The sequence below is a fragment of the Comamonas kerstersii genome (genome assembly GCF_008801935.1).
GTDB classification, from domain to species: Bacteria; Pseudomonadota; Gammaproteobacteria; order Burkholderiales; family Burkholderiaceae_C; genus Comamonas; species Comamonas kerstersii.
Genome location: NZ_VZOT01000009.1, coordinates 89,989 through 113,263 on the forward strand (window position 1 = coordinate 89,989; position 23,275 = coordinate 113,263).

Sequence of the window (23,275 nt, forward strand, 5' to 3'; positions counted from 1 at the left end):
CTCCTCTTGGGGATTAAGCCGCAGTGCATGCACTACGAAATTCATGGACGTCATTAGTGACCATCACCAAGAACGCTGGAAATCATTGTGCCACACGGATTCTTCGAATGCTTGGCTGCGCAAGACTCTGGCGGTAGGACAAATGCGGAATGCAGATCAGATGTTGCCTGTCAGCAACAACGCATTGCATCTAAAATGGCCTCCATCGTCGTCATTGCATAACCCCGCACAACTACATGACCCAGTTCGCTAAAGAAACTTTGCCTATCAGCCTCGAAGAGGAAATGCGCCGCAGTTACCTCGATTACGCGATGAGCGTGATTGTGGGCCGCGCCCTTCCCGATGCGCGTGATGGCTTAAAGCCTGTGCATCGTCGCGTGCTGTATGCAATGCACGAGCTCAACAACGATTGGAATCGCCCCTACAAGAAGTCTGCCCGTATCGTGGGTGACGTAATTGGTAAGTACCACCCACACGGCGACAGCGCGGTATACGACACCATCGTGCGCATGGCCCAGGACTTCTCGCTGCGCCACATGCTGGTGGACGGCCAGGGTAACTTCGGATCGGTGGACGGCGACAGCGCAGCGGCCATGCGATACACCGAAATTCGCCTGTCCAAGATTGCCCACGAAATGCTGGCTGACATCGACAAGGAAACCGTCGATTTCGGCCCCAACTATGACGGCTCCGAACAGGAACCCCTGACACTGCCTACACGCCTGCCCAACCTGCTGGTCAATGGCTCTGCTGGTATTGCCGTGGGTATGGCGACCAATATTCCTCCGCACAACTTGAATGAAGTGGTGGACGCCTGCCTGCACCTGCTGCGCAACCCTGAAGCCGGTGTGGATGAACTGATGGACATCATCCCTGCGCCTGACTTCCCAACTGCCGGCATCATCTACGGCATCAACGGTGTCAAGGAAGCCTATCGCACCGGCCGTGGCCGCATCGTGATGCGCGCCAAGGTGCACTTTGAAGATATCGACCGTGGCCAGCGCCAAGCCATCATCGTCGATGAGCTCCCCTACCAGGTCAACAAGAAGACGCTGCAAGAGCGCATGGCTGAGCTGGTGCACGAAAAGCGCATTGAAGGCATCAGCCACATCCAGGACGAGTCCGACAAGTCCGGCATGCGCCTGGTGATCGAGCTCAAGCGCGGCGAAGTGCCAGAAGTGGTGCTGAACAACCTGTACAAGCAGACTCAGCTGCAGGACACCTTTGGTGTGAACATGGTGGCACTGGTCGATGGCCAGCCCAAGCTATGCAACCTCAAGGATCTGATCCAGGTCTTCCTGCAGCACCGCCGCGAAGTGGTGACTCGCCGTACCGTGTTTGAGCTGCGCAAGGCACGCGACCGCGGTCACATTCTGGAAGGTCTGGCCGTTGCGCTGGCCAATATTGACGACTTCATCGCCATCATCCGCAACGCCCCCACACCACCTGTGGCCAAGGCCGAGCTGATGAACCGCACCTGGGACAGCAAGCTGGTGCGCGAGATGCTGACCCGCACCCGTGAAGATGGCTCTGCAGTCAATGCCGACGACTACCGCCCCGAGTCGCTGGAAAAAGAATTCGGTCTGGGTCAGGACGGCCTGTACCGTCTGTCCGAGACACAGGCGCAGGAAATTCTGCAAATGCGCCTGCAGCGCCTGACTGGTCTGGAGCAGGACAAGATCGTCGCCGAATACCGCGACATCATGGCCGCCATCGAAGACCTGCTGGACATCCTGGCCAAGCCCGAGCGCGTGTCCGTCATCATTGGCGACGAGTTAACCCAACTCAAGGCTGAATTTGGTCAGAACAAGATTGGCGCTCGCCGCTCGACCATCGAGTACAGCGCACAGGACCTGTCCACCGAAGACCTGATCACCCCCACCGACATGGTGGTGACGCTCTCGCACACCGGCTACATCAAGAGCCAGCCTTTGTCTGAATACCGCGCCCAAAAGCGTGGTGGCCGCGGCAAGCAGGCCACACAGACCAAGGAAGACGACTGGATTGACCAGCTGTTCATTGCGAACACACACGACTACCTGCTGTGCTTCTCCAACCGTGGCCGCATGTACTGGCTCAAGGTCTGGGAAGTTCCCTCGGGTTCGCGCAACTCGCGTGGCCGCCCCATCGTCAACATGTTCCCGCTGCAGGAAGGCGAAAAGATCAACGTGGTGCTGCCGCTCACGGGTGATAACCGCAGCTTCCCTGAAGACCACTACGTCTTCATGGCCACCAGCATGGGCACCGTGAAGAAGACCGCTTTGAACGAATTCAGCAACCCTCGCAAGGCCGGCATCATTGCCGTTGGCCTGGACGAAGGCGACTACCTGATTGGCGCAGCGCTGACCGACGGCAAGCACGACGTGATGCTGTTCTCTGACGCAGGCAAGGCCGTGCGCTTTGACGAAAACGATGTGCGCCCCATGGGCCGCAATGCACGTGGCGTGCGCGGCATGAACCTAGAAGATGGCCAGAGTGTGATTGCCATGCTGGTGGCCGACGCTGAAGGCCTGGATGGCGGCGACCACTCTGTGGCCCAGAGCGTGCTGACCGCCACTGAAAACGGCTACGGCAAGCGCACCCACATCAGCGAATACACCCGCCACGGCCGTGGCACCAAGGGCATGATTGCCATCCAGCAGTCCGAGCGCAACGGTAAGGTGGTCGCAGCTACCCTGGTTGCACCTGAAGACGAAATCATGCTGATCACCGACAAGGGCGTGCTGGTGCGCACCCGTGTGGCAGAGATCCGCGAGATGGGTCGTGCAACGCAAGGCGTGACACTGATCAGCTTGGACGAAGGCGCCAAGCTCAGCGGCCTGCAACGCATTGCCGAAAACGATGCGAATGGCAATGAGAGCGACGGTGATGGTGAGGCGGCCGACAGCGGCGCAGCACCAGACGCCGCTGCCGAGTAAGAAAAGAACGACACCCCATAGCGCAAGCCGTGGGGTGTTTTTTCATCTAAGATCGATTTTTTTTGATAGCTGCTGGCGCACACCCATGCTGCGCCAGTCGTGATTTGACTGTAAGAACGATGAGCCGCCCTTTCAATTTCTCCGCCGGTCCTGCCGCCATTCCTGAAGAAGTTCTGCAACAAGCTGCCAACGAAATGCTCAACTGGGGCAATTCCGGCATGGGCGTAATGGAGATGAGCCACCGCGGCAAGGAGTTCATCAGCATTTACGAAGCTGCAGAAGCCGACCTGCGCGAGCTGCTGGCCGTGCCTGCCAACTTCAAGATTCTGTTCATGCAAGGCGGCGGTCTGGCAGAGAACGCCATTGTTCCGCTGAACCTGTCCAAGGGCGGCACGGCCGACTTTGTGGTCACCGGCAGCTGGAGCCAGAAATCCTTCAAGGAAGCCGCCAAGTACGCCCACAACCACCTGGCCGCCAGCGGCGAAGCCAGCAGCTACACCTCCATTCCTGATGCAGCCAGCTGGCAGCTGTCCAGCGATGCGCAGTACGTGCACATCTGCAGCAACGAAACCATCCATGGCGTGGAATACCAGGAACTGCCCGACCTGAAGGCACTGGGTTGCGATGCACCTCTGGTGATTGATTTCTCTTCCAACGTGGCCTCCCGCCCACTGGACTGGAGCCGCGTAGGCCTGGCCTTTGGTGGCGCGCAAAAGAACATTGGCCCTGCGGGCCTGACCATCGTCATCGTGCGTGAAGACCTGCTGGGCCATGCGCTGGACATCTGTCCCTCGGCCTTTAACTACAAGACCGTGGCAGACAACAACTCCATGTTCAACACCCCACCCACCTGGGGCATCTACATGGCTGGCCTGACCTTCCAGTGGCTCAAGCGCCAGCGTGAAGGCGAGCTGACCGGCGTGGCCGCCATGGAAGCGCGCAACAAGGCCAAGGCCGATGTCTTCTACGACTATCTGGACCACTCCCAGCTATACGTGAACAAGGTGGACAAGGCCTGCCGCTCGCGCATGAACATCCCCTTCTTCCTGCGTGACGAAAGCCGCAACGAAGCCTTCCTGGCCGCTGCCAAGGAGCGCGGCCTGCTGCAGCTCAAGGGCCACAAGTCCGTGGGCGGCATGCGCGCCAGCATCTACAACGCCATGCCGATGGAAGGTGTGCGCGCACTGGTCGACTTCATGCAGGATTTCGAACGCACCAGCGCCTGATTCGCCCACAAGAATTTAAAAATAAGAGCTGCTAGCGCTCTCTACACAAGGGATTCAGAATGATTTCATATTGAAACCCTTGCTGGACCAGCGCTAGCCGCTTCTCTTTTCGAGGAAGCCATGAGCACAGAACCCCAAGCCAGCCCTGAACTGCTGCAGCTGCGCAATCAGATTGACAGCCTGGACCGCCAAATGTTGGAGCTGGTCAACCAGCGCGCCAAAGTCGCGGAGCAAGTGGGTGAGCTGAAGAAAAAAGAAGGCTCGGCCTTCTTCCGCCCTGACCGCGTCGCGCAGGTGATCGAAAAGATCAAGGCCAGCAACCCCGGCCCACTCAAGGGCGCGCACGTAGCCGCCATCTGGCGCGAAATCATGTCTGCCTGCCTGGCGCTCGAATCTCCCCAGCGCGTGGCCGTGCTGGGTCCCGCAGGCACGTTCTGTGAAGAAGCCGCCGTGCAGTACTTTGGCGGCGCAGCCGACTTCCTCTACTGCAACACCTTTGAAGAAGTGTTCCACGCCACGGCCGCAGGCAGCGCGCAGTACGGCGTGGTCGGCGTGGAAAACTCCACCGAAGGCGTGGTCAACCGCACGCTGGACATGTTCCGCCACACACCCTGCCACATCGTGGGCGAGGTCAGCATGCTGATTCGCCACAACCTGCTGCGCACCAGCAACTCCATCGATGGCATCGAGGTCGTGGCTGCCCACCCACAGGCCCTGGCGCAGTGCCACGCCTGGCTGTCCAAGCACCTGCCGCATGCGGAGCGCCGCCCGGTCGAGAGCAACGCCGAAGGTGCGCGTCTGGCTGCACTGAACCCCACATGGGCGGGCATCAGCAGCGAACGCGCCGCTCAGCAGTTTGGCCTGCATATCGTCAGCCATGCGATTCAGGACGATGCCTACAACCGCACGCGGTTTGCCATCATCTGCCTGCCCCATACGCTGCCAACCCCTGCGCCCACGGGCAAGGATTCGACCAGCCTGGTGCTCTCCGTCAACAACCGCCCAGGTGCGGTGCACGACCTGCTGGTGCCACTAAAAAAGCACGGCGTATCGATGACGCGCATCGAATCGCGCCCTGCCCGCACTGGCCAGTGGGAGTATTACTTCTACATCGACATCGAAGGCCACCCTGCACAGGAGAACGTTGCCAAGGCGCTTCAGGAGCTGCAGGATCTGTCAGCCTTCTACAAAGTGCTGGGCACCTACCCCACCCCTGCGGAATAAGGCTGCGCCATGTTTGAACAACTCGGACTCATTGGCTGCGGCCTCATGGGGGGCTCTTTTGCGCTGGCACTCAAAAAAGCCGGACTGGTCAAGCGCGTGGTCGGCTACAGCAAGTCCCCCACCACCACGGCACGCGCCCTGCAGATGGGCGTGATTGATGTGGAAGCCCCTTCCGCACTGCTGGCCGCAGCGGGCGCGGATCTGGTGCTGCTGGCCGTGCCCGTGGGTGCGACCGAAGCCACACTCAAATCCATCAAGCACCTGGTCACCCCAGAGATGCTGATCATGGACGTAGGCTCCACCAAGGGCGACGTGGTGCAGGCTGCACGCCATGCGCTGGGCAACCAGCTGGCCAGCTTTGTGCCTGCACACCCCAATACTGGCAAGGAAGTCGCGGGCGTGGCCCATGCGGATGCCGACCTGTACCAGGGCGCCAAAGTCATACTCACGCCCACCGAACGCACGCTGACCCAGCACCTGCACAAGGCGCAGGCGCTGTGGACCGCGCTGGGCTGCGAGGTACGCGTGATGGCGCCCGAGACACACGACGCGGCTTTTGCCGCCATCAGCCACCTGCCCCACATGCTGGCATTTGCCATGATGCAAAGCGTGATGCGCCAGGAGCAGGCCGACGCTTTCCTGAGCGTGGCGGGCCCCGGTTTTCGGGACTTCACCCGCATTGCCGCTGGCGACCCCAAAATGTGGCGCGACATTCTGCTGGCCAACAAGGCCGAGGTACTGGCCCAGGCGCAGCACTTCAAACAGGCTGTACAAGCCTTTGAAGACGTGCTGCAGGCTGGCAATGCCCAGGCCCTTGAAGACCTGATCACCCTGGCCAGCGCCGCACGCGCCCAGTGCCGCTTTAACCAGCCAGCTTCCGCTGCCGAACCTGCCCTCACCGCTTGAGTTGCTTGCGCATGTACACCACCGCTTTTCTTGACCTTCCTCATCTGGCCACTGCCAGCGGTAGCGTGCAGCTGCCAGGCTCCAAGAGCATTTCCAACCGCGTGCTGCTGCTGGCAGCGCTGAGTCAGGGCTCGACCACCATCCACGACCTGCTGGATTCGGACGACACCCGCGTCATGCTTCAGGCCCTGCAGCAGATCGGCTGCGTGGTCGAGCCTGCCGCCGTTGTGCCCGGTCAGCCGCTGCGCATCACCGGCCTGGGTGGCAAGCTCCCCAGCGCTGATCTGCACCAACTCTTCCTCGGCAACGCTGGCACAGCCATGCGCCCCTTGACGGCGGCGCTATCGCTGCTGGGCGGCAATTTTGAGATGAGCGGTGTGCCGCGCATGCACGAGCGTCCCATTGGCGACCTGGTCGATGCCCTGCGCCAGCTGGGCTGCCAGATTGATTACCTGGGCAACGAGGGCTATCCCCCGCTGCGCATTGCACCCGCAGACTTGTCACAACTGGACCGCAGCCAGCCCATTCGTGTGCGTGGCGATGTCTCCAGCCAGTTTCTGACCGCGCTGCTCATGGCCCTGCCGCTGATTGCCCAGCAGCAAGCCGTGCACATCGAAGTCGTGGGCGAGCTGATCTCCAAGCCCTACATCCACATCACGCTGGAGCTGCTGGCGCGCTTTGGCATTGTGGTGGCCAACGACAACTGGCAGCGCTTCACCATCCCCGCAGGCAGCCGCTACCAGTCGCCCGGCGAGGTATACGTAGAGGCAGATGCCTCATCCGCTAGCTACTTCATAGCGCTTGGTGCAATATCCACGGGCGCTAGAGGCAAAAATGGCATTAAAGTGCTGGGCGTAGGCAAAGACTCTATCCAGGGCGATATCCGCTTTGTGGAGGCCGCCCAGGCCATGGGCGCCGTGGTGGAAAGCGGCCCCAACTGGCTGCATATTTCACGCGGCAGCTGGCCCCTGAAGGCCATTGATCTGGACTGCAACCATATTCCAGACGCTGCCATGACCCTGGCCACCATGGCGCTGTATGCCACAGGCAGCACCACGCTGCGCAATATTGCTAGCTGGCGCGTCAAGGAAACCGACCGCATCGCTGCCATGGCCTGCGAACTGCGCAAGCTGGGTGCCACGGTGGAAGAAGGCCCAGACTTCATCCGCATTACGCCGCCCGCCCAGCCGTCTGACTGGAAAGCTGCCAGCATTCACACCTATGACGACCACCGCGTGGCCATGTGCTTTTCACTGGCCGCGTTCAACCCGGCGGGTCTGCCCGTGCGCATTGAAGACCCCAAGTGCGTGGGCAAGACCTTCCCCGATTATTTCGAAGCATTTTTCAGCGTGACCCAAGCTTCCCAACCCGCTCCCGTGATCTGTATTGATGGCCCCACCGCCTCGGGCAAAGGCACGGTCGCTTCTCTGGTGGCCGAGCGACTCGGCTTTCACCTGCTCGACTCTGGAGCGCTCTACCGGATCACCGGCCTGGCGGCTTCGCGCGCAGGCATGGCCCTGACCGAAGACAACGCCCAGGCCATTGCCAACCTTATTCTCAGCAAGGCCATTTGCTTCACATCCGACCAGCGTGTGCTGCTGGACGGCGAAGACGTGTCGCTGGCCATCCGCACCGAAGCAGCAGGCATGAATGCCTCCAAGGTCTCGGCTTTGCCCGCCGTGCGTGAGGCGCTGCTGCAGGTGCAGCGCGACTTTCGCAAGCTGCCCGGCCTGGTGGCCGACGGCCGCGACATGGGCACCACCATCTTCCCTGACGCCCCTTTGAAGGTCTATTTGACGGCCAGCGTGCAGTGCCGCGCTGAGCGCCGTTACAAGCAATTGATTTCCAAAGGACTTTCTGCTAATATGTCAGACCTTTATGCCGACCTTGAGGCGCGCGACGCACGCGACATGAATCGCGCCGCATCGCCCTTGAAGCCTGCTGAAGACGCTTTGCACTGGGACAACTCCGAAAGCACGATTGAACAAGCCGTGCAGCAGGTACTGGACTGGTGGCAAGCACGCCAGCCTTTTGCGCCAGCACAGGGCTGACACCCCAGGCCCGTCAGCCACATCCGCGCTACACGCGCACTGGCCAGAACGGTTCTCAACCTTTAACCCGCAGGAATTTCCTGCACCCTCCGATTGCAGTCATAAAAACGTGTGGCAATGGTGCCGCCGGAAACCTGCATTCGGTCAAGGAACTACATGTCTGAATCTTTTGCCGCCCTTTTTGAAGAATCGTTGCAACGCACTGAAATGCGTCCCGGCGAAGTTATCACTGCTGAAGTCGTGCGCGTTGAGCACAACTTCGTGGTGGTGAACGCTGGCTTGAAGTCTGAAGCCTATGTGCCAATCGACGAGTTCAAGAACGACCAGGGCGAAATCGAAGTTCAAGTTGGTGACTTCGTGTCCGTGGCCATCGGCTCGATCGAAAACGGCTACGGCGACACCATCCTGTCCCGTGACACCGCTAAGCGTCTGGCTTCCTGGCTGTCGCTGGAGCAAGCTCTGGAATCCGGCGAATTCGTGACCGGCACCACTTCTGGCAAGGTCAAGGGCGGCCTGACTGTTCTGGTCAACGGCATCCGTGCATTCCTGCCCGGTTCGCTGATCGACACACGTCCCGTTAAGGATCTGACTCCTTACGAAAACAAGACCATGGAATTCAAGGTCATCAAGCTGGACCGCAAGCGCAACAACGTTGTGCTGAGCCGTCGCGCTGTGGTGGAAGCCTCCATGGGCGAAGAGCGCGCCAAGCTGATGGAAACCCTGAAGGAAGGCGCTATCGTTCAGGGCGTGGTGAAGAACATCACCGAATACGGTGCGTTCGTTGACCTGGGCGGCATCGACGGTCTGCTGCACATCACCGACATGGCATGGCGTCGCGTACGTCACCCATCCGAAGTGGTGACAGCTGGCCAGGAAATCACTGCCAAGATCCTGAAGTTCGACACCGACAAGAACCGCGTGTCTCTGGGTCTGAAGCAAATGGGCGACGACCCATGGATGGGCGTTTCCCGCCGTTATCCTTCGGGCACACGTCTGTTCGGCAAGGTGACCAACATTGCCGACTACGGCGCATTCGTGGAACTGGAACCCGGCATCGAAGGCCTGGTGCACGTTTCCGAAATGGACTGGACCAACAAGAACGTTGCTCCTTCCAAGCTGGTTGCCCTGGGCGACGAAGTCGAAGTGATGGTTCTGGAAATCGACGAAGACAAGCGTCGTATCTCCCTGGGCATGAAGCAGTGCAAGGCTAACCCCTGGCAAGAATTCGCTCAGAACACCAAGCGCGGCGACAAGGTGAAGGGCCCCATCAAGTCCATCACTGACTTCGGCGTGTTCGTGGGCCTGCCTTCCGGCATCGATGGCCTGGTGCACCTGTCTGACCTGTCCTGGAACGAAACTGGCGAAGCCGCCGTTCGTAACTACAAGAAGGGCCAGGAAGTGGAAGCCATCGTTCTGGGCGTTGACGTCGAGCGCGAGCGCATCTCCCTGGGCATCAAGCAGCTGGACAGCGATCCTTTCACCACATTCGTGACAGTGAACGACAAGGGCTCCATCGTGACCGGTAAGGTCAAGACTGTGGACGCCAAGGGCGCTGAAATCGACCTGGGTGACGACATCGTTGGCTACCTGCGCGTTTCCGAAATCTCCGTTGAGCGCGTGGAAGACGCACGCAACGTGCTGAAGGAAGGCGACGAAGTGACTGCTGTGGTGACCAACGTGGACCGCAAGTCCCGCAACATCCAGCTGTCCATCAAGCAGAAGGACCACGTGGAACAGCAAGAAGCCATGGCTTCCCTGTCTGCGCAAGCTTCCAAGGAAAATGCCGGTACAACTAGCCTGGGTGCTCTGCTGCGCGCCAAGCTGGACGCCGACAAGTAATCAGCTTGTTGCCAACTGCTCTCTGAGCAGTTGCTAAGCTATACGGCGGACGCTTTAGGGCGTCCGCTATTTTTTTCCAGGTTTTGCTTGGGATGATTGAGCCATGACACGATCTGATTTAGTTGAAGAGCTGGCAGCACGCTTCGACCAGCTCACCCAGCGTGACGCAGAACATGCTGTAAAAACCATTCAAGACGCGATCTGTGCCGCCCTTGTTCAAGGCCAGCGCATCGAAATCCGCGGTTTTGGCAGTTTCTCTGTCTCCCGCCGCCCCGCTCGCATCGGTCGCAACCCTCGCAGCGGCGAATCCGTACACATTCCCGAAAAGCGCGTGCCACATTTCAAGCCTGGCAAGGCTTTGCGTGAAGCCGTCGATTTTCAACCTACCCCCTCTGCTGCGACCGGCAGCTAAAAAGACCGTGCAGGTCTTACAAGCTTGCCCACTGCCCCTCCTATGCCCCTAAAATTCAGGCACTAAGGAAGGGCTCGCATGAAATACCTGCTGTGGCTGCTCAAGGCAGCCATTTTTTTCACCCTGTTTGCCTTTGCGCTGAACAATCAGCAAACCGTCACCGTGCACTTTTTCTTTGGCACGTACTGGCTGGCCCCGCTCGTGCTCGTCGTGCTGGCCGCTTTCGTGGCCGGGCTGATTGCAGGCATGCTGGTGATGGTGCCCCGCTGGTGGAAGCAGCGCAGCACAGCGGCCAAGCTCAGCAAGACAGAAGCTGCGGCCGACAACCAGGCGGCAGACTCCGCATCTCCAGACCCTATTCCTCCCACCATCCATGGACTTTGATCTCAGCTGGATTCTCCTGGGCCTGCCCCTTGCCTTTGGGCTGGGCTGGCTGGCCTCCCGCATGGACTTGCGCCAAGTGCGCCAGGACAACCGTCAGGCACCCAAGGCTTACTTCAAGGGCTTGAACTTTCTGCTCAACGAACAGCAGGACAAAGCCATTGATGCCTTTATCGAAGCCATCCAGAACGACCCGGAAACTGCAGACCTGCACTTTGCACTGGGCAATCTGTTCCGCCGCCGTGGCGAATATCACCGCGCCGTGCGCGTGCACGAGCATCTGCTCTCGCGCGCCGACCTGTCCAAGGAAGACCGCGAACGTGCCCAGCATGGCCTGGCACAGGACTTTCTGAAAGCCGGTCTGCTGGACCGCGCCGAAGAAGCCCTGCGCCGCCTAGAAGGCTCGGCCTATGAAGCTGAAGCCCGCCTGGCACTGCTGGCGATTTACGAGCGCTCTCGCGACTGGGCACAGGCTGCAGACATCGTGCGCCGCATGCAGCAAGCCCATCAGGGCGACTTCAGCGGGCGCCTGGCGCATTACCTGTGCGAACAGGCTGCCGAACAAGCCAGCCACGCACAGCTGGACGCCGCACACCAGCTGCTGCAAGAAGCCGTGCGTACAGCGCCACAAAGCCCACGCCCACGCATTGAACTGGCACGCATTCAGCACCGCCTGAACCAGTCGCAACAGGCGTGGAAGACATTGCAGGACCTGGCCAATACCGCCCCGCAAGGCCTGCCACTGGCAGCGCCCCTGCTGCTGGAAGTGGCTACTGCGACCGAGCAACAGGCCGCAGCCGCCCAGCTGCTGCGCAGCCGCTACGAGCAAATGCCTTCGCTGGATTTGCTCGATGCCCTGGTGGCCCTGGGCACCTCGCCTGTCGAAGGCCAGGGCGAGAGCCGCGACTGGTATGTGCAGCACCTGACCAAGGAGCCATCGCTTGTTGCCACCACCAAGTGGCTGGCAGGTGAGCAGCTCGCGCATGAAGAGCATCACCCCGCCGTGCAGAAGGCGCTGGAGCACGCCAGCAAGCCGCTGAGCCGCTACCGCTGTGCCGCCTGCGGCTTTGAAGCCCGCCAGCACTTCTGGCATTGCCCCGGCTGCCAGAGCTGGGACAGCTACCCAGCACGCCGCGTGGAAGAGCTGTAAGCACCACGCTTTCAAAACAGAAGCTGCCAGCGCTCGCCAATCAATGATTTCAGATATAAAAGTATTTGAAATCAAGCATTGGAAAGCGCTGGCAGCTTTTCTTTTAGGAGCAACCCCGTGTCTATGACCACTTCCGCTATCCACCAGACCCTGCTGATCGTCTACCACTCCAGCACAGGCGGTGCAGCGCAAATGGCACAGGCCGTACTGGCTGGTGCACAGCTGGAGCCACAGATACAGACACGGCTGCTGCACGCCAGCCAGGCACAGCCACAGGACGTGCTCGACGCCGATGGTTATGTCTTTGTTACGCCCGAATATCTGGCCGCCATCAGCGGGCTGATGAAGGATTTTTTTGACCGCTGCTATTACCCGGCACTGGAGCGCATTCAGGGCCGCCCCTATGCCAGCCTGATCTGTGCAGGCAGTGACGGCAGCAATGCCGCCCGCCAGATCGCGCGCATTGCCACAGGCTGGCGGCTCAAGGCAGTGTCAGAACCCCTGATCGTCTGCACCCATGCACAAAGCCCGGAGGCCATTGCAGCCCCCAAGCACATTCCGCAGCAGGATCTGGACCGCTGTAGCGAACTGGGTCAAGCGCTGGCCAGCGGCCTGCAGCAGGGCATCTTTTAGCGCTGCGGACCGGTGATGACTTCCCGCACGCGCACCGGCTGCGGGCGGAACCAGAACGTCAGCACCAGTGCTGCGCAGCAGGCAAACAGCACCGGCACCATGGCCAGACGCAGCCCCCAGATTTCGCCAATAAAACCCAGCGCTGGCGGCCCCACCAGAATGGCCACATAGCCCAGCACGGCGACTGCACCCACACGCTGTGCGCTGTTGCCCTCGCCTTCTGCCGCAGCAGACAGCGCCAGCGGAAAACCCAGGGCCGAGCCCAGCCCCCACAGCACCACGGCCACGCCGCCCCAGAGGGCACTCTGTGCGCAGATCACCATCAGCAGCCCCACGCCGCCGAGCACAGCACTGGCACGCATCAGCTGCAGGCGGGTCAAGCGCTGCAGCAGCCACTGCCCACTCAGGCGCGCCAAAGTCACGCCGATCGTGAACAGCAAATAGATCAAGGTGCCCTGCGCGCTGCTGAACTGGTAGCCATCCACCATGAGCAGCGGCAGCCAGTCATGGGCCGCACCTTCAGCCAGAGCCAGCCCCAGCGCAAACAGCCCGATCAGCAGCACGCGCGGGTCTTTGAACGCCATGAGCACAAAACCCGGTTTTGCCTCTTGCGTGCCAGATGTCGTCTGAGCCTGGGCGCTCAGGTTATCCACGTGACGCAACAGGGGCACAGTCAGCACCGCAGCCATCACCGCCAGCCCCAGCAGATGCCACAGCACGGGCACATGCAACCAGGCCATGCCTGTGCCCAGCAAGGCACCCAGCACGCAGCCCAGGCTAAAACTGCCATGCAGCGTCGTCATCAGCGTGCGTTGCTGCTGCCGCTCCAGCGCCCCGGCTTCCACATTCACCGCAATGTCGGCCCAGCCCATGCCCACGCCAAACAGCATGAAGCCCGCCACGACCACGGGGATGCTGGCCATCCCTGCCCCCACAGCCAGCAATGCCACGCCCAGCAGATTCACGCCCATGCCAGCACCCGCCGCACGGCGGGCATGCAGACGCTCCACCAGCAAGTTGGCCGAAAGAATGCCCAGCATGGAACCCGTGGCAAAGCCGAACAGAATCAGGCCCATCTGCTCCGTGCTGGCCTGCAGTCCATCGCGCAATGCAGGCGTGCGCGACACCCAGCTGGACGTCACCATGCCCAGCAATACGAACAGCGCATACAAGGCCCTGCGCTGCACGCGCTCCTGTTTGTTTTCCAACATCTCACACCTTTAATCAGGCACGCATGCTAGCGGCGAACCGTCTGGCCTGCCGCATCAGCCAGCCTCTCTGAGCAAAGCCTGGGCCTATCCATGCATCAGCACGGCACGCTTTTCGGGTTTCATGCACACACATGAGCTGCAGTGCCATACGCCTGAGGCATAGTCATGCCCCATGCATACCAATTCACAAATTCATGCCCACCTGCGGCTCGTTGGCATGGCCGTTCTGTGGGGCGCATCCTGGCCTGCTGGCCGCATCATTGCCCAATCCATGCCGCCGCTGGCAGGTGCCTGCCTGCGCTTTGCACTGGCCGCCATGGCGTTGATTCCCTGGCTGTACTGGGCAGGTGGCATGCAGCAGCTCAAAAGCTGGAGTGTGCAGCGCTGGCTGGGCATGACTGCCGCTGGCGCCACCGGTGTGTTTGGCTACGCGGCGTTTTTCCTGTCTGGCCTGCAGCATCTGCCTGCGGGCAAGGCCGCGCTGGTGATTACGCTCAACCCGGTCATGACGCTGCTCATTGCCGCATGGCTGTTCAAGGAAAGGCTGAACACCATCATCGGCCTGGGCATGCTGCTGGCCTTTATCGGTGCTGTGGCGGTTCTCTCGCACGGTCAGCCACTGGCGCTGCTGCAAGGCGGCATGGGGGTAGGCGAACTCCTGATTCTGGGCTGCGTGGTCTGCTGGGTGCTCTACACCCTGATTGGCCGCTGGATGCTCACGGGCGTAGATGCGCTCTCTACCACCACCGTCACCAGTTCTATTGGTGCCTTGCTGCTGCTTATCGCCAGCCTGTGCATCGAAGGCCCTGCTGCGTTCGATGCTGCCATCCACAGTGGCCGCACGGCCTGGATGGCGCTGCTGTTTCTGGCCTTTGGTGCCACAGCACTGGCTTATGCCTGGTACTTTGATGGCGTCAAGGCACTGGGCGCCGGCGCTGCTTCCGGCTATATCACCCTGGTGCCGCTGTTTGGTGTGCTGATCTCTGCCTGGCTGCTGGGTGAAGCCATAGACCTGCCCATGGTGGTGGGCGGTGCCATGGCCATTGGCGGCACAGCCATCATGAACTGGGGGCGCATGCGCGCCTGATTGTCCAGTCGCGCCCGCAGAAACTACACGCCGGGCCATACCATTGGAGCCAGCCCCCATCGCTGCGCAGAGGCTGGCGGACAATGGCCGCTTTTCATTGCCGCAGTGCCGTTGCACTGCATGACCGTCTCATGTCCGTCAGTTTTACCCCGCAGCCTCAGGCATTGAGCGCTGCCATTGCCGATCGTCTGCGCCAGGAAGTGTTACAGGGGCAATGGTCACCGGGTGAAACCATCAACGATGGCATGCTGGCCGCGCGCTATGGCGTTCAGCGGGCCCCCGTACGTGAGGCCATGCAGCAACTGTCCCAGGAAGGTCTGCTGTGCGCCTGCACGCCGCATGGCATGACGCTGGCTAGCCCCAGCCCGGCGCAGATTGCGGAGGCCCAGGAACTGCAGGCACTGCTGCAGCACTATCTGAACCAGCACCAGGCTGTAGACGATGGGCTGGCGCAGCGCATGCTGACGATGGCCAGCCAGCGCATGCAGCTGGCTGCACTGCATGCCTAGCCCGGTTGCCGCGCACCCTGTCTGTACTGTCAACCTGCATTTTTTCGGCCAAGTTTAGGTTCTCATAATACAAATAAAGAAAATCTGCAGGATTAACAAAGGTTCACAATGCGACCATGAAATATCGTCGCCTTTATTGGGGTTGCACATTCATCCTTTCAGCATCTTGATAGAATCAAGCAATTATTCGGCAAACCTTTAATAATATCTTCTATTATTCCAGTCTGTGTTTTTCGTTGGATTTCAAGGCTCTGCGCTCTCTCATCGCACATTTCACCATTTAGCTCCGATTGCATATTGGATTTTTCGCATGAGCGCGTCTGCTTTTTCTTCATCTATTACGAGCGCGCACAGCCACGCCGGCAACACACTGAGCGTACAGAGTGCCATGGACCACGTCAGCCTGCAGGCTGACCGCCTGATGCTCGCCCTCGTCGCCATCGCCTCCATTCTGGCTTTCCCGATTGGCTGGCACTACTCCAACATGGATATCGCCACCTGGGCAGCACCTTTGCTGATCGCTGTGGCGGCTGGTCTGTATGCCTGCTGTGCTGGCACGGCAGTCACACGCTATGCCCTGCCCTTGATTCTGTGCGCCGCCGTGGCACTGCAGATCCAGGTATCGCTGGGCACCCTGGAATTTCACTTCGGAGTGTTCGTGACCCTGGCCCTGGTCATGGTCTACCGCGAGTGGCGCGTGGTGGTGGCATGTGCAGCTTTTTTTTGCCATACACCATATTCTGTTTGACCGCTTGCAGGCCTGGGGCTATGACATTTACTGCACCAGCGCAGCTGATTTTCAGAAAATTCTGCTGCATGCCATTTTCGTGGTACTGCAAACAGCGGTAGAGATATTTATTCTCCTGAGAATATCCAGTTCTTTCAAACAAGGCATTGAATTACAGGCCCTGGTGAATACCATTCATGATGGCGACCGATTTAATCTGCATATTTCCAGCGAAAATGTGCAAACCCCGCTGGCCCTTGATCTGAAGCAATTGATTATGAAGCTGGACAGCATTGTGCGCACCGTCACCGACAGCGTGGCCCAGCTGCATGCCACCACCCAGTCCATCCAGAGCGGCAGCAGCGATTTGTCGGTACGCACGGAAACTGCCTGCAGCGCGCTGGAAGAAACCGCCAACGCTGCCGCCCGTGTGCTCAGCATCGTGGAGCAGGCCCGCAGCCTGGCGCAAGATGCCGATCGCGTGACGCACGACGCTGCGCATGCGGCCCAGCAAAGCCATACACTTGTGGAACAGCTCGCACAGAGCATGAGTGCCATCAACCAGCAGTCCGAGCAGATTGCAGACATTGCCACCGTCGTGGACGGCCTGGCCTTCCAGACCAATCTGCTCGCACTGAACGCGGCGGTGGAAGCTGCCCGTGCCGGTGAACATGGCCGTGGCTTTGCCGTGGTGGCAGAAGAAGTGCGTCACCTGGCGCTGCGCTCCGCAGACTCTGCCAAGCAGATTCGTGAGCTGATTCAGACATCCGTGCAGACCGTCGGTGTCGGCAGTGCGCAGAGCAAAGACGCGCTGAACGCCATCGGCACCCTTTCTCGCATGGCACATGACATTACCAGCCGCATGCAGGATATTGCCAGCGCCACCCACTCGCAGACGGAGGCCATGTCTGACATTACCCAGGCCATCCACCAGCTGGAAAGCACCATGTCGCAGAACGCTGCGCTGGCAGAGCAGTCCAGCGCCTTTGCCGCCAGCCTGCAAAGGCAGACGGTCCACCTGGCAGACAGTGTGCAAGCTTTTAAAAATTAATAGCTGTCAGCGCAGATAAACAAAAGGGTTGAGATAGATATCTATCTCAACCCTTTGTTTTTTGGGCGCTAGGCGCTTTCAGTTTCAGAGCAATCTGTGTGCGGCTGCCTGCAGCTCATAGCACTTTGCGCATGGTGATATGGTCAATGCCCGCCTCGTCGTAGACCTCGCCTTCCGCCACAAAACCTGCGCGGGCGTAAAAGCGCTGGGCATGCAGCTGGGCGTGGAGTACGACTTCCTTGTCGCCACGGTCACGGGCGGCCTGGATCAGGGTGTCCAGCACCTGGCGACCCAGCGCGCCACCACGCATTTCGCGCGCTACGGCCATGCGGCCGATGCGGCCTACGCCGGGCGCATCGCTGACCAGACGGCCTGTGGCCACGGGATGCCCCAGACGGTTCACGGCCACCACATGGCGGCAGATGGGATCAAACTCGTCAATCTCGATCTCGCGCGGCACGCCCTGCTCTTTGACGAAGACTTCCATGCGCAGGCGCTCGGCCAGACGCCCCAGATCGTTCCAGTTACCTGAGCGCAGCTCGACCATGTCCTCCCCCGCCTCATAGGCGGTGAGCATGTCGCGCAACTGCTGCGGCACGGGCTGGGGCTCGCGCTCTTCATTGGCGAACACATAGACCAGCTCTACGGTGTTGAGCAGCTGCTGGCCGCGGAAGATACCTGCCTCAAACTGCAGCGAGGTATTGCCCTGCTTCACGCAGCGAATGCCAACGTCCAGCATATCCCCCATCTGGGCAGAGGCGTGGTAGGTCACCGACGCCTTTTTCACGAACAGCTCGCCGCCCAGGCTGGCCCAGCTTTGCGCATAGGGCATGGCCATCTGCTTCCAGTATTCGGTGATGGCCACATCGGCATACATCAGATAGTGGGCGTTGAACACAATCTTCTGGGCATCGACTTCTGCCCAGCGCACGCTCAGGCGGTGGTGGCAGCGGAAATCCTGTGGTTGCATGGGTGCTTTGCTTCTTTCTTTGAATGTGTCAGAGGTTTACAGTGGTTCCAAGCGCTGCACGCAGCGCGGCGGCCATGTCTGCATGGGCCTGGCGGGCTTCGGCAATGGCACGGCCCATTTTGACGAATTCGTGCGTCACGCCCTTGTAGATTTCCAGCTCCACGGGCACACCGGCCATGCGCAGCATGTCCGCGTACTGCACGCCTTCATCCACCAGCGGATCGAGTTCAGCCAGGCAGAAAAAGGCCGGGGCCACACCTTCCACATCGGGAGCGAGCAGCGGGGCAAAGCGCCAGTCCTCGCGGTCCGCCGCATCACGCACATAGTGGTTGAAGAACCAGTGAATGCCTTCGCGCTCCAGCACCAGGCCGGTGGCGTAGCGTAGGTGCGAGTCCGTGTCCTGGTGCGCGCAGGTGCCGGGGTAGATCAGCAGCTGCAGCTGCAAGGGCAGCCCGGCATCGCGTGCCAGCAGCGCACAGGCAGCTGCCAGCGTGCCACCGGCGCTGTCGCCGCCCACGGCCATGCAGCTGCTGTCCAGCCCCAGCGTCTGGCCTTGCTGGTGCAGCCACTGCAGCGCATCCCAGGCGTCGTTGATGGCGGTGGGGAACTTGTGCTCCGGCGCAAGCCGGTAGTCCAGCGACACCACGGCGCAACCTGCCTGAAACGCCAGCTCACGGCACAGGGTGTCGTGCGTGGCCACGCTGCCAATGGTGAAGCCACCGCCATGCAGATACAGCAGCACAGGCAGTGGCTGCGCGGTACTTGGTGCATACAGGCGCGCATGCAGCTGCGTGCCATCGCGTGCAGGAATCGCAATGTCTTCCACGCGGGGCAATGCTTTGCTGGCAATTTCCAGCACCCCGGCGCCTGCCTCGTAGGCCGCACGCGCCTGCTCGGGCGTGAGCGTATGCAGATGGGGACGGTTGGCACGCGCCATGCGGCGCAGCACATCGCGCATGGCAGGGGTCAATGGGTGGTTCAGTTCGTGTGGTTCAGTCACGGCGCACAGGCAGCAATCACAAAGCCGCACATCATGCAGCAATCAGATACCGATTGCAGTCACAGCAGCACAGACTGTGGGGCTTGCGATGCACGTCCTCGCACACGCCGCAAGCCCGCACACCACGGTCACGTGCAGAACTGGCGCACAATGTGCGCTGAATGCCACACAGGGCATATCTTCTTTTTCTGTGAGCCACTTAACTGTGCTGCGTGCAGCCATTGAACCAACATGACACAAGCTCCCAACTCCACGCCTGCTGCCAATTTGACGCCCCGCCTGACTTCCCTGTCCCACGGCGGTGGTTGCGGCTGCAAGATTGCCCCCGGCGTTCTGGCCAAGCTGATTGGCCAGAGCACCCTGCCCAAGCAGTTCTTTGCCGACCTGCTGGTAGGCACGGAAACGGCAGACGATGCTGCCGTGTACCGCATCAACGATGAGCAGGCCATTGTCGCCACGACCGACTTTTTCATGCCCATCGTGGACAACCCACGTGACTTTGGCCGCATTGCTGCCACCAACGCCCTGTCGGACATCTACGCCATGGGCGGCACACCGCTGATGGCGCTGGCCATTGTGGGCATGCCTATCAATGTGCTGCCCCACGAAACCATTGCAGAAATTCTGGATGGCGGCGCATCCATCTGCCAGGAAGCTGGCATTCCGCTGGCCGGCGGCCACTCCATCGACTCCGTAGAGCCTATCTACGGTCTGGTGGGCATTGGCATCGTCAACCCCAAGCAGCTCAAGCGCAATGCCGACGCCAAGGCAGGCGACGTGCTGGTGCTGGGCAAGCCACTGGGCGTGGGTATCTACTCCGCAGCACTGAAGAAGAACCTGCTGGACGAAGCGGGCTACGCTGCCATGGTGGGTGCAACCACCAAGCTCAACCGCCCCGGTGCAGACCTGTCCAAACTCGACGGCGTGCATGCCTTGACGGACGTGACCGGCTTTGGCCTGCTGGGCCACAGTCTGGAACTGGCACGCGGCGCCAAGCTGACAGCCCACATTGACCTGAATGCCCTGCCCATCCTGCCCGGCGTGATGGAGCTGGCCGAGCAAGGCATCTTCACCGGTGCTTCTGGCCGTAACTGGACGTCCTACGGCGAAGCCATCCGCCTGCCCGAAAACATCACCGATGCCCAGCGCGCCTTGCTGACCGACCCACAAACCTCCGGCGGCCTGCTGGTGTCCTGCACGCCAGACACTGTGGACGAAGTGCTGCGTACCTTCCAGCAGCACGGCTTTGCCGATGCCTGCGTGATTGGCCGTATGGAAGCTGGCGAACCCGAAGTGCGCGTGGCCTGAGCGCCCTTCACGCCTCTTCACAAAAACGCCCGTGCACCAACGCCTGACGTTTTTTCTTACATGGCTTGCGCATGCGCACTGGCATATGGAGACAAGCGCTGCGCACACAGTACAAGACTCCTCATCCCAAGCTGTTGAAAGGAGTTCTCCATGCTGCAATTGAATGCCAAGCTGCTCGCCCTGCTGGCCTGTGCTTCGCTGGCTCCACATGCCTTCGCACAAGGCAATACCGGTGCCATTCCCGCTTTCGTCACCCAAGGTGCGCTGTCATACAGCTGTGGCGGTATTGGAGAGACCCAGTCCAGCGCCATGACGCAGGCTCAAAGTCAGTTTCCTCTGTCCTTGCTGTTTGTGGCCAAGGGGGGCGCGTATCTGGCCAATGTGAATGTGAGCGTCACCAATGCGCAGAACGCCACCGAGCAGTTCAATGCCGGTGGCCCCATATGCCTGCTGAAGCTGCCTGCAGGCAATTACACCGTGAGCGCCACAGCACCAGATGGCAGCACCCAGACCAAGACCGTGACGGTAGACAGCACCAGCAAGACGCTGGAGTTTGTGTATTGATGCCTGCACCTGCCTGCGCTGCGTAGCAGGTGCGCATGAAAAAGGGTTGTGCCAAGCACAACCCTTAAAAATGGCGCTAAGGCTTATGCAGCAAGCGCTGGCTGCTATTAAAAGCGCAATTACTTCGCCTGCAGCTGCTCCAGCGTGGGGTAGTCGTTATAGCCCGTAGCATCCGGGCTATAGATGGTCGAAGCATTGAGTTCGTTCCACGCCGCACCCTTGGCAATGCGCTCTGGCAGATCAGGGTTGGCGATAAAGGCACGGCCAAAGGCCACGGCATCCGCCGCGCCGCTGGCGACCACGGCCTGTGCCTGTTCAGCAGTGAAGCTGTCATTGGCAATGAACACGCCCTTGAACACCTGGCGCATGTGCTGGCCAATGGGCAGCACGCCGTCTTTCAGCTCTTCACGCGAGAAGATAAAGCCCAGCTTGCGCGCCTGCAGCTGCTCCGCCACATAGGTAAACAGCGCCACAGGGTTGCTGTCGCTCATGCTGTGCGTATTGCTCATGGGGTTCAGGTGCACGCCAATGCGCTCGGCAGGCCACTCCTTGAGCAAGGCATCCACCGTCTCCAGCAGGAAGCGCGCACGATTTTCAATGCTGCCGCCGTACTGGTCGGTACGCTGGTTGCTGCCTTCGTGCAGGAACTGGTCAAACAGATAGCCGTTGGCAGCATGCACTTCAATAAAGTCAAAACCTGCCTCTTTCGCATTGCGGGCGGCTTGCACAAAGTCCTGCACGATGCCTGCAATCTCCGCCGTTTCCAGGGCGCGGGGCACGGCATAGGGGCGCTTGGGACGCAACACACTCACATCGCCTTCAGCGGCAATCGCACTGGGGGCCACTGGCAGCTGGCCATCAAGCAATTCAGGGTCAGAAATACGGCCCACATGCCACAGCTGCACGGCAATATGGCCACCTGCGGCATGGACTGCATCGGTTACGCGTTTCCAGCCAGCCACCTGCTGGGCCGACCAGATACCGGGGGTGTTCGGATAGCCCACGCCCATGGGGCATACGGAAGTGGCCTCCGTCAAAATCAGGCCCGCCGTGGCACGCTGGCGGTAATGCTCTACCTGCAAGTCACCCACGCTGCGCTGCTCAAAGGCGCGCATGCGGGTCAAGGGAGCCATGAAAATTCGGTTGGGCAGCTGCACGCTACCGATTTGCAAGGGGGTATGTAACTGCGACATCAATGACTTTCTTCAGGCCAGCAACACCTCATCAGGTGTCTGGCAATTGCACAACAGGCTTGCTAGATGCAGCCTGCTACAGGAAATACAAGAGCAAGCACTATCAAAAAAATCGCCATGCATCGCAGGGGGCCATCAAGTGCCACCACACGCGCAGCGCCAGCTTGCTCAGATCTTCCACCAGCCCACCATGCCCAGTGCAGACAGCGCCCACATCAGCATCAGCGCGTGGCGCTGCCACTGCACACGCTGGCGCAGCCATGTGAAATAGACCACGGCCGTCACCCCTGCAATTGCCAGTGCCATCAGTGGCAGGCTGGTCATCAGAGCGCTGGCGCGTGCGCCTTCTTCCAGCGGCACATGCATGGTGGCCAGCAAGGCCAGCGGCAGGCAACCCGTCACGGTCAGCGTGAAAGCCGCCAGCGCATAAGACCAGCCAAAGCTCAGGCCCAGAAACGAGTGGAATACGGGAGGAGTTGGCTTGGACATAGGCACCACAGAGAAAACAGAAAAAGGGGCTCGGATTGTAGAGCCGGGGCCACACCAGTGATGGCAACAGGCTCTTGGCCCAAAGGCCAGGGAGCCCGTCCCCACCAAAGCACAGCCTGAATCGTTGTCTGCCGACTGCGCCCAAGCATTCTGACTACGGTGCTGCACCGAACAGGCTTGCAGTGCTTATGCAGTCAGCACTGCAAGCTATAAAAACCAATGAAGCCAGCAACTCCAGGTTTCAGGAGGGTGTCCGAATTTTTGTGTAAACGGTTCGGACGTCAGTTCGCGGAGAGTCCGTCTCCAAACTCAATCGTAAACCGATTCAGAGCTGCCTTCCAATCTCGGATGGGCATCGTCCACTTGCGGCTGATGTTGTGCAGTGCCAAGTAAAACAGCTTGAGCAGTGCCTCATCGCTGGGGAAT

At 60.3% G+C, this 23,275-nt stretch carries 21 protein-coding genes and 1 pseudogene; 16 read left to right on the forward strand and 6 right to left on the reverse strand.

The features are described 5' to 3' along the window. The first annotated feature begins 236 nt into the window (after positions 1-236). The 10 genes from gyrA to F7P80_RS12580 all read left to right on the forward strand — a co-directional run bounded on the left by gyrA (position 237) and on the right by F7P80_RS12580 (position 12,740). The gene (gene gyrA, locus F7P80_RS12535; RefSeq protein WP_077393553.1) at positions 237-2,918 is read left to right on the forward strand and encodes a DNA gyrase subunit A; all 2,682 of its coding nucleotides are present in this window, start codon (positions 237-239) and stop codon (positions 2,916-2,918) included. Between the two features lie 119 nt (positions 2,919-3,037). Continuing rightward, positions 3,038-4,144: a 3-phosphoserine/phosphohydroxythreonine transaminase gene (gene serC, locus F7P80_RS12540; RefSeq protein WP_151045124.1), complete on the forward strand. Its 1,107-nt coding sequence runs from the start codon at positions 3,038-3,040 to the stop codon at positions 4,142-4,144. A 120-nt stretch (positions 4,145-4,264) separates the two neighbouring features. Then, a complete protein-coding gene (gene pheA, locus F7P80_RS12545) occupies positions 4,265-5,368 on the forward strand; it encodes a prephenate dehydratase (protein ID WP_151045126.1) in 1,104 nt (367 codons plus the stop codon). 9 nt (positions 5,369-5,377) lie between these two features. Continuing rightward, a complete protein-coding gene (locus tag F7P80_RS12550) occupies positions 5,378-6,274 on the forward strand; it encodes a prephenate dehydrogenase (RefSeq protein ID WP_054066304.1) in 897 nt (298 codons plus the stop codon). Positions 6,275-6,285: 11 nt separating this feature from the next. Continuing rightward, positions 6,286-8,325 carry a bifunctional 3-phosphoshikimate 1-carboxyvinyltransferase/cytidylate kinase gene (locus F7P80_RS12555; RefSeq protein ID WP_151045128.1) on the forward strand — a complete coding sequence of 680 codons (2,040 nt, stop codon included), beginning with the start codon at positions 6,286-6,288 and terminating at the stop codon, positions 8,323-8,325. A 156-nt stretch (positions 8,326-8,481) separates the two neighbouring features. Next, complete coding sequence (gene rpsA, locus F7P80_RS12560; protein WP_054066302.1) at positions 8,482-10,164, forward strand: 30S ribosomal protein S1; 1,683 nt, start codon at positions 8,482-8,484, stop codon at positions 10,162-10,164. A 103-nt stretch (positions 10,165-10,267) separates the two neighbouring features. Next, positions 10,268-10,576 carry an integration host factor subunit beta gene (locus tag F7P80_RS12565; protein WP_077345057.1) on the forward strand — a complete coding sequence of 103 codons (309 nt, stop codon included), beginning with the start codon at positions 10,268-10,270 and terminating at the stop codon, positions 10,574-10,576. A gap of 78 nt (positions 10,577-10,654) precedes the next feature. After that, complete coding sequence (locus tag F7P80_RS12570; RefSeq protein ID WP_054066300.1) at positions 10,655-10,960, forward strand: LapA family protein; 306 nt, start codon at positions 10,655-10,657, stop codon at positions 10,958-10,960. Further along, positions 10,950-12,107, forward strand: coding sequence for a lipopolysaccharide assembly protein LapB (lapB, locus tag F7P80_RS12575; protein ID WP_151045130.1), 1,158 nt, complete (start codon positions 10,950-10,952; stop codon positions 12,105-12,107). Before F7P80_RS12570 ends, lapB begins: the two co-directional genes overlap by 11 nt. Positions 12,108-12,230: 123 nt before the next feature. After that, positions 12,231-12,740: a flavodoxin family protein gene (locus F7P80_RS12580; protein WP_054066298.1), complete on the forward strand. Its 510-nt coding sequence runs from the start codon at positions 12,231-12,233 to the stop codon at positions 12,738-12,740. Here F7P80_RS12580 and F7P80_RS12585 read toward each other — a convergent pair. Then, complete coding sequence (locus F7P80_RS12585; RefSeq protein WP_151045132.1) at positions 12,737-13,951, reverse strand: MFS transporter; 1,215 nt, start codon at positions 13,949-13,951, stop codon at positions 12,737-12,739. The genes F7P80_RS12580 and F7P80_RS12585 overlap by 4 nt on opposite strands. A gap of 217 nt (positions 13,952-14,168) precedes the next feature. On the opposite strand from F7P80_RS12585, the gene F7P80_RS12590 reads away from it, so the two are divergent. The 4 genes from F7P80_RS12590 to F7P80_RS12605 all read left to right on the forward strand — a co-directional run bounded on the left by F7P80_RS12590 (position 14,169) and on the right by F7P80_RS12605 (position 17,325). Next, positions 14,169-15,038: a DMT family transporter gene (locus F7P80_RS12590; RefSeq protein WP_249041465.1), complete on the forward strand. Its 870-nt coding sequence runs from the start codon at positions 14,169-14,171 to the stop codon at positions 15,036-15,038. 131 nt (positions 15,039-15,169) lie between these two features. Continuing rightward, a complete protein-coding gene (locus F7P80_RS12595) occupies positions 15,170-15,547 on the forward strand; it encodes a GntR family transcriptional regulator (protein ID WP_170265380.1) in 378 nt (125 codons plus the stop codon). 310 nt (positions 15,548-15,857) lie between these two features. Continuing rightward, positions 15,858-16,295 carry a hypothetical protein gene (locus tag F7P80_RS12600; protein WP_151045137.1) on the forward strand — a complete coding sequence of 146 codons (438 nt, stop codon included), beginning with the start codon at positions 15,858-15,860 and terminating at the stop codon, positions 16,293-16,295. 163 nt (positions 16,296-16,458) lie between these two features. Next, on the forward strand, positions 16,459-17,325 hold the full coding sequence (locus tag F7P80_RS12605) for a methyl-accepting chemotaxis protein (protein ID WP_151045140.1): 867 nt from the start codon (positions 16,459-16,461) through the stop codon (positions 17,323-17,325). Positions 17,326-17,440: 115 nt separating this feature from the next. On the opposite strand, the gene F7P80_RS12610 is transcribed toward F7P80_RS12605, so the two are convergent. After that, complete coding sequence (locus F7P80_RS12610) at positions 17,441-18,295, reverse strand: GNAT family N-acetyltransferase (protein ID WP_151045143.1); 855 nt, start codon at positions 18,293-18,295, stop codon at positions 17,441-17,443. A gap of 28 nt (positions 18,296-18,323) precedes the next feature. Then, positions 18,324-19,253, reverse strand: a complete 930-nt coding sequence (locus tag F7P80_RS12615) for an alpha/beta hydrolase (protein WP_054066317.1) — start codon at positions 19,251-19,253, stop codon at positions 18,324-18,326. A gap of 273 nt (positions 19,254-19,526) precedes the next feature. Here F7P80_RS12615 and selD point away from each other — a divergent pair, with 273 nt between their 5' ends. Together selD and F7P80_RS12625 are read left to right on the forward strand one after the other, a co-directional pair. Next, positions 19,527-20,603 carry a selenide, water dikinase SelD gene (selD, locus tag F7P80_RS12620; protein ID WP_054066291.1) on the forward strand — a complete coding sequence of 359 codons (1,077 nt, stop codon included), beginning with the start codon at positions 19,527-19,529 and terminating at the stop codon, positions 20,601-20,603. A gap of 150 nt (positions 20,604-20,753) precedes the next feature. Then, complete coding sequence (locus F7P80_RS12625) at positions 20,754-21,167, forward strand: peptidase associated/transthyretin-like domain-containing protein (RefSeq protein ID WP_054066290.1); 414 nt, start codon at positions 20,754-20,756, stop codon at positions 21,165-21,167. Positions 21,168-21,286: 119 nt separating this feature from the next. Here the strand turns inward: F7P80_RS12625 and F7P80_RS12630 are convergent, their stop codons facing one another. The 3 genes and pseudogenes from F7P80_RS12630 to F7P80_RS12640 all read right to left on the reverse strand — a co-directional run. Beyond that, on the reverse strand, positions 21,287-22,360 hold the full coding sequence (locus F7P80_RS12630; RefSeq protein ID WP_151045146.1) for an alkene reductase: 1,074 nt from the start codon (positions 22,358-22,360) through the stop codon (positions 21,287-21,289). Between the two features lie 168 nt (positions 22,361-22,528). After that, positions 22,529-22,849: a hypothetical protein gene (locus F7P80_RS12635; RefSeq protein ID WP_151045149.1), complete on the reverse strand. Its 321-nt coding sequence runs from the start codon at positions 22,847-22,849 to the stop codon at positions 22,529-22,531. Positions 22,850-23,130: 281 nt separating this feature from the next. Continuing rightward, positions 23,131-23,275, reverse strand: a pseudogene (locus F7P80_RS12640) (IS256 family transposase); the annotation flags it as partial.